13 protein-coding genes are annotated in these 13062 nt (G+C 64.3%); 9 read left to right on the top strand and 4 right to left on the bottom strand.

Annotation, left to right across the window (positions count from 1 at the left end):
* Positions 1 to 175: 175 nt before the first annotated feature.
* From nirB to AYX22_RS07490, 3 genes are read left to right on the top strand one after another with little or no spacing between them, the layout of a single operon-like run.
* Positions 176 to 2806: a nitrite reductase large subunit NirB gene (gene nirB, locus AYX22_RS07500; RefSeq protein WP_207596872.1), complete on the top strand. Its 2631-nt coding sequence runs from the start codon at positions 176 to 178 to the stop codon at positions 2804 to 2806.
* Between the two features lie 9 nt (positions 2807 to 2815).
* Positions 2816 to 3850, top strand: coding sequence for a uroporphyrinogen-III C-methyltransferase (gene cobA, locus AYX22_RS07495; RefSeq protein ID WP_207596871.1), 1035 nt, complete (start codon positions 2816 to 2818; stop codon positions 3848 to 3850).
* A gap of 12 nt (positions 3851 to 3862) precedes the next feature.
* Complete coding sequence (locus tag AYX22_RS07490; protein ID WP_207596870.1) at positions 3863 to 5020, top strand: uroporphyrinogen-III synthase; 1158 nt, start codon at positions 3863 to 3865, stop codon at positions 5018 to 5020.
* 33 nt (positions 5021 to 5053) lie between these two features.
* Here AYX22_RS07490 and AYX22_RS07485 read toward each other — a convergent pair whose 3' ends face one another.
* From AYX22_RS07485 to AYX22_RS07470, 4 genes are all read right to left on the bottom strand, one after another.
* A complete protein-coding gene (locus AYX22_RS07485; RefSeq protein WP_207596869.1) occupies positions 5054 to 6352 on the bottom strand; it encodes a Y-family DNA polymerase in 1299 nt (432 codons plus the stop codon).
* A 176-nt stretch (positions 6353 to 6528) separates the two neighbouring features.
* Positions 6529 to 7041 (bottom strand): GNAT family N-acetyltransferase, encoded by a 513-nt coding sequence (locus AYX22_RS07480; protein WP_242703561.1) that lies wholly within the window; start codon positions 7039 to 7041, stop codon positions 6529 to 6531.
* On the bottom strand, positions 7038 to 7385 hold the full coding sequence (locus tag AYX22_RS07475) for a metalloregulator ArsR/SmtB family transcription factor (RefSeq protein WP_207596868.1): 348 nt from the start codon (positions 7383 to 7385) through the stop codon (positions 7038 to 7040). The genes AYX22_RS07480 and AYX22_RS07475 overlap by 4 nt, the downstream gene beginning before the upstream one ends.
* A 51-nt stretch (positions 7386 to 7436) precedes the next feature.
* Entirely contained in the window at positions 7437 to 8177 is a 741-nt protein-coding gene (locus AYX22_RS07470) for an MIP/aquaporin family protein (RefSeq protein WP_207596867.1), read from the bottom strand.
* A 45-nt stretch (positions 8178 to 8222) separates the two neighbouring features.
* Here AYX22_RS07470 and AYX22_RS07465 point away from each other — a divergent pair, with 45 nt between their 5' ends.
* From AYX22_RS07465 to AYX22_RS07440, 6 genes are all read left to right on the top strand, one after another.
* Complete coding sequence (locus AYX22_RS07465; protein ID WP_207596866.1) at positions 8223 to 8897, top strand: helix-turn-helix domain-containing protein; 675 nt, start codon at positions 8223 to 8225, stop codon at positions 8895 to 8897.
* A 155-nt stretch (positions 8898 to 9052) separates the two neighbouring features.
* Positions 9053 to 9475: an arsenate reductase ArsC gene (locus tag AYX22_RS07460; protein ID WP_207596865.1), complete on the top strand. Its 423-nt coding sequence runs from the start codon at positions 9053 to 9055 to the stop codon at positions 9473 to 9475.
* 31 nt (positions 9476 to 9506) lie between these two features.
* Entirely contained in the window at positions 9507 to 10496 is a 990-nt protein-coding gene (gene trxB / locus AYX22_RS07455; RefSeq protein ID WP_207596864.1) for a thioredoxin-disulfide reductase, read from the top strand.
* Positions 10497 to 10538: 42 nt separating this feature from the next.
* On the top strand, positions 10539 to 11924 hold the full coding sequence (locus tag AYX22_RS07450; RefSeq protein ID WP_207596863.1) for an FAD-dependent oxidoreductase: 1386 nt from the start codon (positions 10539 to 10541) through the stop codon (positions 11922 to 11924).
* A 35-nt stretch (positions 11925 to 11959) separates the two neighbouring features.
* Positions 11960 to 12616 (top strand): arsenate reductase ArsC, encoded by a 657-nt coding sequence (locus AYX22_RS07445; RefSeq protein WP_207596862.1) that lies wholly within the window; start codon positions 11960 to 11962, stop codon positions 12614 to 12616.
* On the top strand, positions 12616 to 13032 hold the full coding sequence (locus AYX22_RS07440) for a low molecular weight phosphatase family protein (RefSeq protein WP_207596861.1): 417 nt from the start codon (positions 12616 to 12618) through the stop codon (positions 13030 to 13032). Before AYX22_RS07445 ends, AYX22_RS07440 begins: the two co-directional genes overlap by 1 nt.
* The last annotated feature ends 30 nt before the right edge of the window (positions 13033 to 13062 follow it).

Below are 13062 nucleotides of genomic sequence, written 5' to 3'. Positions count from 1 at the left end.
GGTGTCCGGGTTTGTGTCCAACGCGTAAAAGAGACCTCACACCCCGCGAAATGCGGTTGTGATGCAGAAGTTAAGATCACGAAACAAAAGGGAAACTGAAGCGAAACTGCCCGTCCCTAGGCTGGAACCACAAGTTGCGACAGATCCGTCTGCAACATCTGCGAAAGGCCCACCAGTGACCGGACACACTTCAAGTACAGAGAACCCGCGCCGCGTCGTCGTCGTCGGCGGCGGGCCCGCTGCCCACCGTTTCGCTGATGCCATGGTCAATCGCGGTCTTGAAGGTTGGCAGGTTACGGTGCTGACCGAAGAGGCACACCTCCCCTACGACCGCGTAGCGTTGAGCAAAGCCCTCACGGAAACCGATGTTGACCTCACCTTGGGGGAAGCGTCCATGTGGGACCACGAGGCATTGACCCTCAAGACCGGCGAGCGCGCCGTCAAGATTGACCCGGTGGCCAAGAGCGTCCTCACCGCCGCGGGGAACAAGTACGAATACGACCACCTGGTAGTGGCCTCGGGCTCGGACGCTGCCCGTCTCCCTATTCCCGGGGCTGAACACACCCACGTTTACCGCACGCTCGAGGACGTGTGGGCGATCAACAGGGCCATTGCCGGTCTTCGCGAAAAGCTGGGCCGCAAGGTCAACGCCGTCACCATTGGTGGTGGACTGCTGGGACTTGAGTCCGCTGCCGGTACCGAGCAGTTGGGCGCCACTCCGATCGTCATCAACGGCGCTCCGTGGCTCATGAATACCCAGTTGGACGAGGGAGCCGGCCAGTCTCTGGGTCGCCTGATCGAGGCAAAGGGCTTCGAAGTCCACGGTGGCGTCTTCCCTTCGGAGGTGGTGACGGACGACGACGGAAACGTCACCGGTGTCCTCATGGCTGACGGCCGCACTATTGATGCCGACCTCGTGATTGTTGCCATTGGCGTCAAGCCCCGTGATGATCTCTTCCGCGCCGCAGACGGCGAGGAACAGCTCTTCAGCCTGGGTCAACGCGGCGGCGTGGTCATCAACGACTTCTGCGCCACCGAAGTGGACGGCATCTGGGCCATCGGCGAAGTGGCCAACTTTGAAGGCATGTGCCTTGGCTTGGTAGCACCCGCCAACACCATGGCCGAGATCGTTGCGGACCGCCTGCATGGTGGCGAAGCGACGTTCCCCGGCTTTGACACTGCCACCAAGCTCAAGTTGTCCGGCGTGGACGTTGCCAGCTTCGGCGACGCCTTTGCCCGGACCGAGCACTCCCTGGAAATCGTCTACGCCGACCCCGCACGTGGCGTCTACCAGAAGATTGTCACCACAGACGATGCCAAGACCCTCCTGGGCGGTATCTTCGTGGGCGACGCTTCCCCCTACATGAGCCTCCGCCCGCTGCTGGGACGCGAGCTCGCGGCAGAGCCCGGTGCATACTTGAGCGCCGCCGGTGGCGGCGAAGCTCCCGAGACCGAACTGCCGGACGACGCCATCCTGTGCTCCTGCAACAACGTTGCGGCCGGGACCATCCGGGACACCATCAACGGATGCGGAGCATGCGAAGGCAATGCTCCCGTCCAGGAACTCGGCGAACTCAAGGGCTGCACCCGCGCCGGCACGCAGTGCGGTTCTTGTGTCCCCATGCTGAAGAAGCTCCTCGAGGGCGAACTGACGAAGTCCGGCATCGAGGTCTCCAAGGCGCTGTGCGAGCACATCAGTCTCTCCCGGCAGGAACTGTTCGACGCCATCCGCGTCCTGGAACTCACCTCCTTCGAAGAGATCATGGCCAAGTACGGCACCGGTGCCGGCTGCGACATCTGCAAGCCGACCATCGCCTCCATCCTGGCCAGCCAGCACTCGGCCTACGTCCTGGATGCCGGCCGCGGCTCCCTTCAGGACACCAACGACCGCGCCTTGGCGAACATGCAGAAGGACGGCACGTACTCCGTGGTCCCCCGCATCGCCGGTGGTGAGATCACGCCCAAGGGCCTCGGCGTCATCGCCGCAGTTGCCGAGAAGTACAACCTCTACACCAAGATCACCGGCGGCCAGCGCATTGATATGTTCGGTGCCCGCCTGGAGCAGCTCCCGGACATCTGGAAGGAACTGGTGGACGCCGGTTTCGAGTCCGGCCAGGCCTACGGCAAGAGCCTCCGTACAGTGAAGTCCTGTGTTGGATCCACATGGTGCCGTTTCGGTGTCCAGGATTCGGTAGCCATGGCCATCGCTTTGGAGCTTCGCTACCGTGGCCTCCGCAGCCCGCACAAGCTGAAGATGGGCGTGTCCGGTTGCGCCCGCGAATGTGCCGAAGCCCGCGGCAAGGACGTGGGCGTCATCGCCACGGCCGATGGCTGGAACCTGTACGTCGGTGGCAACGGTGGTGCAACTCCGGCCCACGCCCAGCTGCTGGCCAAGGACCTGGACGACGAAACGCTGCTCAAGTACATCGACCGCTACCTCATGTACTACATCCGCACCGCTGACCGCCTCCAGCGCACCGCGCGCTGGCAGGAAGAACTCGACGGCGGCATCAAGCACGTCGAGGAGGTAGTGGTCAACGACTCCCTGGGCATCGCCGAAGAGCTTGAAGCGGCCATGGCCAAGCACATCGACACCTACGAGGACGAGTGGGCCGAGACCTTGAAGGACCCGGAGCGCCTCCGCCGTTTCCGTTCGTTCGTCAACGCCCCCGACCAGAAGGACGAGTCCATCTCCTTCGTTCCGGAGCGCGGCCAGATCCGCCCGGCCACCAACGAGGAAAAGGGCGGCGTGCTCATCGCTTCCACCATCCCGGTCCGCAGCGAAACCGTCGGCGCAGGAAACTAGGGGTTCACCATGCAGCTCACCATTGATCTCACCGGCCGTGACGTCCTTGTCACGGGATCGGAAAAGTCCGCCCGCCAGGCCATCCGCCGCTATCAGAGCGCCGGTGCCAACGTGTACCGGCTGAGCACCCCGGAAGGTGTACCGGGCGACGGTCAACTTCCGGAGCGCCCGTTCCTAGTGGCGATAGTGGACGACGGCGACGCAGGGTGGCTGCCGCTGGTGGAACGCTGCCGCGATGCGGGGATACCTGTCGCGTTTGAGCCGGCACCGGGCGCCGACGGCCACGTGACCTTGGTGGGCGGAGGTCCAGGAGCCTTGGACCTGCTCACGGTTGGCGCCGTGGACGCCCTGCGTGATGCCGATGTGGTGTTCTACGACCGTCTGGCCCCGTACCAGGAGCTGGCCGACCTGACCTCGGCCGAACTCGTGGATGTTGGCAAGCAGCCGGGCCTGCACAAGGTGACCCAGCGTGACATCGAGAAGCTCATGGTGGAAGCTGCGCTGCTGGGCAAGAACGTGGTCCGGCTCAAGGGCGGCGATCCGTATGTATTTGGCCGAGGCGGCGAGGAAGTGGCCGCCTGTGTTGCGGCAGGCGTCCCGGTGCGGGTGATATCCGGTGTCACCAGCGCCATCTCCGTTCCCGCCGCAGCCGGGATCCCGGTCACGCACCGCGAAGTCAGCCACATGTTCACCGTAGTGTCCGGCCATGCCCCCTTGACCGAGAAGGAACACACCCACCTTGCCGGACTTGGCGGCACGATTGTGGTCCTCATGGGCATTGGTACCCTTCCCCAGCTTGCAGCAGGGCTGCGCCGGGCAGGCATGGACGCGGACATGCCCATGGCTGTGGTGGAACGTGGCTACCGCCCGGGGCAGCGCACCACCATCGCTGATCTGGGTACGATCGAAACAGCTGCCACAGGCTGCAGCAACCCGGCCGTGCTGGTCATCGGCGAGGTGGTCCGGGTGGCTGAAGCCAACCGCAACCATGCAGAAGCATCCGCTGAACTGAGCCGCCTGGCGGCTTCGCTCCTTGAAGCCTGAAGGTAAAAACACATGACTGTTGCACGCGCCATCGAAGTCCACGACGCTACTGCCGCTCCGGAGGTTTCCGAAGCCGTCGACGCCCCGCTGGACGGATTCCGAATCGGCGTCACCTCGCACCGCCGCTCCCGTGACCTCATTGAGGCACTGGAGCGTCGCGGAGCCAGCGTGTTGCACGCCCCCGCTTTGAAGATCGCCCCTGTGCAGGAAGACATGGTCCTCATCGAGGACACCCGCACCATCATCGCGGCCAAGCCGGACATCTGCATCGCCACCACCGCCTACGGCATGCGCCGCTGGTGCGAAGCCGCCGATTCCTTCGGTATCGGCGAGCAACTCCTGGAAACCCTGTCCGCCTGCCGCATGTTCGTCCGCGGCCCCAAGGCCCGCGGTGCCGTGCGCGCTGCAGGACTTGCCGACGTCGGGATCAGCAGTGACGAAACCACCGCCACGCTGGTGGATATGCTGCTGGTCGAGGGCGTGCGCGGCAAAACGGTCGCCGTGCAACTGCATGGATACACCGATGTCCGCCAGCTGGAACGGCTGCGCATGTCCGGCGCCACGGTCCTGACCGTGACCCCGTACCGTTGGGTGAAGCCCGACGGCGAAGACAAGCTGCCGCGCCTGATCGAGGCAGTGGTGGGCGGCAACCTGGACGTACTGACGTTCACCAGCGCTCCGGCCGTAGACGCCATGTGGAGCACAGCTCACGAAATGGGCCTGTACCGCCAGCTCATCGAAGCCCTTAAAGGGCCCGTCACTGTTGCCGCTGTTGGGCCGGTCACCGCACTACCACTGGTCGACGCCGGGCTGACGCCACTGATCCCGGACCGTTACCGCATGGGCGCACTGATCCGTTTGGTGACCGAACACTTGTCCCTTAACCATGTACGCCGGTTGGAGACCAAGAGCGCCACGATCGAACTGCGCGGGCGCTGCCTGCGGATCAACGGTGAGGTGGTGGACCTGGCACCGGCTCCCCTGCTGCTCCTGCGGGCACTGCTCGGCGCGGGCGGAGCGGTACTGTCCCGGGAAGCGCTCTCGGACCTGCTGGACCTGCGCGGTTCTGTGCATGCCCTGGACATGACGGTCAGCCGCCTGCGTTCCTCGCTGCCGGACGGCAAGCTCGTGGAGACCGTCGTGAAGCGCGGGTACCGGCTGCGCGCGTAGCCTCCCTGTCTCTACGAGGTGGCGGCTCCCACGTCAGGCCGCCTTTACCAAGGGAAGTTCATCCCAGTTGGTGGTGTACCGGGGGCTGAGCATGTCGCGTTTCATGGACCAGTCCGGTCCTCCCTTGATTCCAGCGTGCCCCAGACCTATGGAGCCGCGGCCGTACCGCTTGCTGACTTGCTCCAGCAGGGGGCCGATGCCACGCTCTTCGTGCCGGTTCTCGAAGATCTCCAGGGGCTTCTGGTTGCCGCTGGGACGGAGGTCAGTGACCATGATCCCGGCCTTGGCATACCTCACGCCTTCCTGGATCCTTGGAACCAACGCATGCGCTGCCTTGGTCAGCAGCACGGGATCCGAAGTGGGCATGGGCAGTTTGACGTTAACGGTGGGAAACGACTTGTCGTTGGGGTTGTAGACCGATGTGGCAGCAAAGGCCGTCAACAGCTTTGCTTGGAGGTCATGTTTGGCCAGCCTGGCACTGGCCATCTGTCCGTAGATACTGAGCACCTGCCGCAGCTGCGCCGCCGTCGTGATCGGCGTGGAAAAGGAGCGGGAGAAGATCAACTGGTCCCTCCCGATCCTTTCCTCCTCCATCGGGATGCACGGGGTACCCTGCAATTCCAGCACCGTGCGCATCATGACGATGGAGAACTTGTCCCGCAAAGCCACTGGGTCAGCCCGGACCAGGTCCAGGATGGAGAAGATCCCCATGGCATTCAGACGTTTGGTCAGCCTGGTGGCAACACCCCAGATCTCCATCACGGAGAGCCGTGCCATGAGTGCTTCACGGTGGGCTTCTGGAATCGAGTCCCACCGGCACACTCCGTTGAAGCCCGGATTGTGTTTGGCCCATTTGTTGGCCAGCTTGGCGAGGGTCTTGGTTCTGGCGATACCTACGCAGACCGGAACCCCCACGTGCCGTTGGCACGCCGCTTTAATGGTGCGTCCCAACTCCAGCAGCTCTTCGGGCTGCCCTTTCACTCCGAGAAACGCCTCATCAATGGAGTAGACCTCCTGCCACGCCGAGTAGCGGGCCAGGAGCTCCATGACACGGGAGCTGATGTCCCCATACAGTTCGTAGTTGCTGGAGAGGGCAATGAGCCCCCATTCCTTGGCCCGTGGAGCAAGTTTGAACCATGGCTCCCCCAGCCCGATCCCCAGCTTCTTGGCTTCCGGAGACCTGGTGACTGCACAACCGTCGTTGTTGGACAGCACGATCAGCGGCTTGCCCTCCAGCGAGGGATTGAACGCACGCTCGGCCGACGCATAGAAGCAGTTGATATCCACGTGGGCGATCTCCTGCATCTGATGCATGAGTGCTGGCTTGGACATCGTCCTCCTCCTCCGTTCGGCCTTAGCACGCACGCTGCTGTTCCCCTGCAGGACACGCCGCGCATTCGAACATATATTCGAATACCTTTACTGTACTGCCACGCACCGACAAGACGGCTTCGGCCTGACCGCCGACAAGAATGCCGCCGGTTTAGTGAGCGGCATCAATCAGATAGTTACACTGCGGGTGAGCGGCGTTCGAGCAGGAGTGTGTCGCGCCACTGGCCGGCGGCGGGACCGTAGGTCATGCGGGCGATGCGGCTCCTGTGTCCAATGACCCGGAAACCGGCGGATTCGTGGATCCGGAGGCTGGACTGGTTCTCCGGGAAGACGCTGGATTGGATAGTCCACACCCCGTCGCGCTCGGTGGAGTCGATGAGTGCCTGCAAAATGGCTTTGCCCAGACCGAGGCCGCGGGCTTCGGCCGCCACATAAATGGAGTGTTCGACCACGCCCGCGTAGGCAGGCCGGGACGAGACGGCGGAGACGGCGGCCCAACCCAGAACACCCCGTCCGGGCGCTTCGGCGACGATCCGGTGCGCCTTCAACCTGGAGGTGTCGAAGGATTCCCAATCGGGAGCCTTTTCCTCAAAGGTGGCGTGCCCCGTCTCGATGCCTTGCTGGAAGATGCGCCGGACAGCGGGCCAGTCGCCTTCCCGCATGGGCCGGACATCAAAATCACGCCTCATAGGGCAGTGAGGACTCCGGCGACGTCATCCAGGGCTCCGGGGACCAGCGAGTAGTACGCCCAGGTGCCGCGCTTTTCGCGATGCAACAGACCGGCCTCGACCAGGATCTTCAGATGGTGGGAGACGGTGGGTTGACCCAGATCCAGCGGTTCGGTGAGGTCGCAGACGCAGGACTCACCGCCGTCGGCGGCCTTGACGATGGAGAGCAGGCGCAGCCGGTTGGGATCCGCCAGCGCTTTGAACACGATGGCCCGGCGCTGCGCTTCTTCAGCACCAAGGGCTGGGGTAGCTGGCGGGCAGCAGATGGTCTGCGTGTCCGGTTCGAGCAAGGGCAGCGAGGTCATCTACCTATTATGCCGCAACATTGACATTCATCAATGTTTAGGCCGGGGGGACTACTGCTTGGCCGCTTCTACGGAGTGAGGGATGACAACGTCGGCGGCGGCCCGGCCGGCATGCGGGAAAAGCAGGAGCAGGATTCCAACGCCAACAGCCGCACCGAGGACCTGGACGGCGAGGAATGGTGGGACGGAACCCGGCGCAATGCCAGCGAAAGTGTCGCTGAAGATACGGCCGATGGTCACGGCCGGGTTCGCGAACGACGTGGAGGACGTAAACCAGTACGCAGCGCCGATGTAGGCACCTACAGCCGGGGCGGCCAAAGCGCCGCGTTTGGTGGCCGCAAGGGAGAAGATCAGCAGGACCAGACCGGCAGTCGCGACCACCTCGGCCAGCAGATGACCCGCCGTTGCCCGCCCCTTGGTCGAGATGGACGTACCCACCTCAAACATCGCGTTCGCCAAGACACTGCCACCGATGGCACCGGCAATCTGGGCCAGGACGTAGAGGCCGAGGTCCGGCAAGGACAAGCCGGATCCGCCGCGCCGTCCGAGGAACCAGTCCACCATGGAGACAACCGGGTTGAAGTGGGCGCCACTGACCGGCCCGAACATCAGGATCAACACCGTCAGGCCAAGCACCGTGGCCGTGCTGTTTTGCAGCAACTGCAGGCCTGTGTCATTGGGCGAGAGCTGGGCTGCGGCGATTCCGGAACCAACGACGATGGCAACGAGCAGGCCGGTGCCGAGGAATTCAGCGATGGCACGGCGCCACAGGGGCGGCTGGAGTGAAGTCATGCCAACAGCTTGACGCATGGAATTAACTCAGTCAAAATTGAATCAATGAATATTGAAGCAGTCGACACATTCCAGGCCCGCGTAGCCAGGCACGCAGCCCTTGCCGATCCGGCACGCCTGCGAATCATGGACCTGCTGACCCTGGGCGACTTCTCGCCATCGGAACTGCAGGCCGAACTGGGCATGCCCGCCAACCTGCTCTCCCACCACCTCCGCACCCTGGAGGAAGCCGGCCTGGCAACCCGCCACCGCTCCGAAGCCGACAAGCGCCGCAGCTACCTCCGCCTCGCCACCGGCGCCCTCAGTGGGCTCGTGCCCGGGGCGGCACATACAGCGAGCCGTGTCCTGTTCGTCTGTACGCGCAACAGTGCCCGCTCCCAGCTGGCCACCGCCCTGTGGCGGCAGGTCAGCGACATCCCAGCAGCCTCGGCCGGAACGCGCCCCGCAAACCGCATCGCCCGCGGAGCCATCGAGACCGCCCGGCGTCATGGGCTGGACCTGCCCGACATCGCACCGCGCACCCTGGAAGAGGTTGCGGAGGAGGCCGACCTGGTAGTGACCGTCTGCGACAACGCCCACGAAGAACTGACCGGGCTGGGCGGAATCCATTGGTCCGTGCCGGATCCCCTCCGCCTGGACACGGCGGCTGCCTTTGACCATGCCTTCGATGACATCACCCGCCGGATCAACGACCTCGCGCCACGCATCACCGCCGCCTGACCATCTGGCAGCATTGAAATATTGACATTCATCAATCTATCGTCCGATACTCGCTATATCGACCATCATCAATGTTCGCTACGGAGAGCTTCGCGCTCGGGCGCACCGCTTCAAACCAGCCACCCGTTCACACAACGATTCCAGGAGAGAAACCCGTGAGCTACGAAACCATCAAGAAGCCCTCTGTCCTCTTCGTCTGCGTCCACAACGCCGGACGTTCCCAAATGGCCGCAGCGTTCCTGACAACTCTTGGCAAGGGTGGGATCGAAGTCCGCTCCGCAGGCTCCCAGCCCGCCGACAAGGTCAACCCGGCCGCCGTCGAAGCCATGGCCGAACTGGGTATCGACATGTCAGCCGAAATCCCCAAGGTCCTCACCACCGAGGCCGTCAAGGAATCCGACGTCGTCATCACCATGGGCTGCGGCGACGAATGCCCATACTTCCCCGGCAAGCGCTACGAAGACTGGGTCCTGGAAGACCCCGCCGGCCAAGGCGTGGACGCCGTCCGCCCGATCCGCGATGAAATCAAGACCCGCATCGAGGGCCTGATCGCCTCCCTCGTCCCGGCTGCCAAATAGCCCACTTTTTCGAGCACCAGGAGAGTCTCCCGTGAGCACCGACGTCCAGACCGAGCAACTGATCATCATCGGCTCCGGCCCAGCCGGCTACACCGCGGCGATCTACGCCGCCCGCGCAGGCCTGAACCCGCTGGTCCTGGCCGGGTCGGTCACCGCCGGCGGTGCGCTGATGAACACCACCGAAGTGGAGAATTTCCCCGGCTTCCCCGGCGGCATCCAAGGCCCTGAGCTCATGGATGGGCTCCAGGAACAGGCGGAAAAGTTCGGCGCCCGGATAGTGTTCGACGACGTCACTGAAGTTGATCTGAAGGGTCACCTCAAGCGTGTGGTCACTGGAGGCGGCGAGACCCACGAGGCCCCGGCCGTCATCCTTGCCACCGGTTCCGCGTATAAGGAACTGGGCCTTCCGGAGGAGAAGAAACTCAGCGGCCACGGAGTGTCCTGGTGCGCCACCTGCGACGGGTTCTTCTTCCGCGAACAGGACATCATCGTGGTTGGTGGCGGCGACTCCGCCATGGAGGAAGCGACCTTCCTGACCCGCTTCGCCAGGACCGTCACGGTCGTAGTGCGCAAGGACGAACTCCGCGCCTCCCGGATCATGGCCCAGCGCGCCAAGGACAACCCCAAGATCAAGTTCGCCTGGAACTCGGCCATCACCACCATCCACGGCGACAGCAAAGTCACCGGCGTGACCCTCACGGACACCCGCACCGGAGAAACCCGTGAACAGGACGCCACCGGGATCTTCGTGGCCATCGGCCACCTGCCCCGCACCGAGCTGGTTGCCGGACAAGTCGACTTGGACGACGAGGGCTACATCAAGGTCGACTCACCCACCACGGTTACCAACCTCTCCGGCGTTTTCGCCTGCGGGGACGCCGTGGACCACCGCTACCGTCAAGCCATCACCGCAGCCGGAACCGGCTGCGCGGCCGCGCTGGATGCCGAACGGTTCCTTGCCGCCCTGGATGACGCCCACAGCATCGCCACCGCCCTGGTCGAAGAACCAACCCACGCCTAACCACTCGAAACGCCACGCCAACGGATGAAACAAGAGGACAGCATGGACTCAGTGACGAACTTTCCCATCGCAGTGATCGGCGCAGGCCCGGTAGGACTCGCCACCGCGGCCCACCTGCTCGAACGCGGACTCGAACCGGTCATCTTCGAAGCAGGCCCCTCCGCCGGCGCCGCCATCGAACAGTGGCGGCAAATCCGTTTGTTCTCACCCTGGCGCTTCAACCTCGACGACGCCGCCGTCCGCCTGCTCGAACCCACCGGCTGGGAATCACCCCGTCCCACCGCACTGCCCTACGGCGGCGAACTCATCGACAACTACCTCACCCCACTGGCGGATACACCCCAGATCGCTTCCCGGCTCCAGACCGGCTCCCGCGTCATCGCCGTGACCCGGCAGGGCATGGACAAAACCCACGTCCGGGACCGCGACACCACCCCCTTCGTTGTCCGGGTTGAGCACGGCGGCGGAGAAACACGGGACCACACCGTCGCTGCCGTCATCGACGCCTCCGGCACCTGGTCCACCCGCAACCCGCTTGGCACCTCCGGCCTGCCCGCCATCGGCGAAGGCCTGGCAGCTGACCGGATCTCCTCGCCGCTGCCCGACGTTGTTGGCCGCGACCGCGCCGCTTTCGCCGGCCGCCGCGCCCTCGTTGTCGGGGCGGGCCACTCGGCAGCGAACACCCTGATCAACCTCGCAGACCTCGCCAAGGACGAACCCGATACCCGCATCCTGTGGGCCGTCCGCGGCAACTCCGCCGAGAAGGTCTACGGCGGCGGTGACGCCGACGGGCTCCCTGCACGCGGCCAGCTCGGCTCCCGCCTCCGCCGTCTGGTCGAGGCCGGCACCATCGAACTGCACACCGGGTTCGGCATCGCTGCCCTGAAAAACCTCGACTCGCATGTGAGCGTCGAAGCCGTCGATGGACGCACCATCGACGCCGACGTCATCGTCCCTTGCACCGGCTTCCGCCCGGACTTGGAGATCCTGCGGGAACTGCGCCTGGACCTGGACCCCGCCGTTGAAGCTCCCACCGGGCTCGGCCCGCTGATCGACCCTGAATTCCACTCCTGCGGCACGGTCCCGGCGCACGGCGCGAAGGTCCTGACCCACCCTGAAAAAGACTTCTACATCGTCGGGATGAAGTCCTACGGCCGGGCACCGACCTTCCTCCTCGCTACCGGCTACGAGCAAGTCCGTTCCGTCGCCGCAGCCCTCGCCGGTGACCAGGAATCGGCGGACACCGTCCTCCTTGAACTGCCCGAAACGGGGGTATGCTCCGCGGACGCCGGTACCAGCTGCGATGTTCCCGCCCCTGCCACCACCGGGTCGCAGGAGCCCGAGTCAGGCTGCTGCTCCACACCGGAACCGGCATTTGTCGGCTTCCCGACCGGGCTCGCACACGGCCGATCCGGCACCACCAGCTGAAAGCCAGTCACCAAAACAACCATTGGAGCACTGTCATGACCGACCACCAGGAAACCACGCTCGGCCTGCAGGACAACACCGAAGTACTCCACCGCATCAGTGACCGGCTCGCCGGACGTTACGCAGGGATCTTCGCCGCAGAAACCGTCGAACGCTACGTCTTCGAGTCCTACACAGCACTGGCCCGCACCGCGAAGGTCAGCGCCTACCTGCCCGCGACCACCGAGCACTTCGCCAACGACAGGCTCCACGCCCTGGCCAAGTCAAAAAGCTCCCTCGCCTCGGAGATCCCGGAGGTGTTGTTCGTTTGCGTACAGAACGCCGGCCGCTCCCAAATGGCCGCGGCCCTGCTCACAGCCGAAGCCAAAGGCAAGATCCGCGTCCGCTCCGCCGGGTCCCTGCCCGCATCAGAACTCGACGCCAACGTCGTGACAGTCATGAACGAGATGGGCTTGGATCTGGGCAAGGAATACCCCAAACCGCTCACCGACGACGTCGTCCGCGCCTCCGACGTGGTCATCACCATGGGCTGCGGCGACTCCTGCCCGATCTACCCCGGCAAACGCTACGAAGACTGGGAACTCACCGACCCCGCTGACCAGCCCCTCGACACCGTCCGGACCATCCGTGATGAAATCCACGGCCGTGTGAAGAACCTGGTCGCCTCCCTGACGAAAGAGACTGCACTCTAATGACCTCGGAACATCCCGCCGTCCTGTTCGTCTGCAGCAAGAACGGCGGCAAATCCCAGCTCGCCGCAGCTCTCATGCGGGAACTGGCTGGGGACAACGTCACCGTCTACTCAGCCGGAACAAAACCCGGCGCGGCGTTGAACGCCCAGTCCGTGGAATCCCTGGCCGAACTGGGCATCGACGTCACCGGCGAGTATCCCAAACCGGTCACCGACGAAGTCCTCGACACCGTGGACGCCGTCATCGTTCTGGGAACCGAAGCCAAACTCGACCCACCGACCGGGAAACGCTTCGAAATCTGGGAAACCGACGAACCCTCAGAACGTGGCATCGGAGGCATGGAACGCATGCGCCTGGTCCGCGACGACATCAAAACCCGCGTCCAAACCCTCTACAGCGATCTCGCGACAACCTAACCCGACAAGGCTCGCCGTCGAGCTGGACGC

Source organism: Arthrobacter sp. D5-1 (assembly GCF_017357425.1).
Taxonomy (GTDB): Bacteria; Actinomycetota; Actinomycetes; order Actinomycetales; family Micrococcaceae; genus Arthrobacter.
The sequence above is the reverse complement of the archived record's forward strand: the minus strand, read 5'-3'. Positions and strand labels throughout refer to the sequence as shown.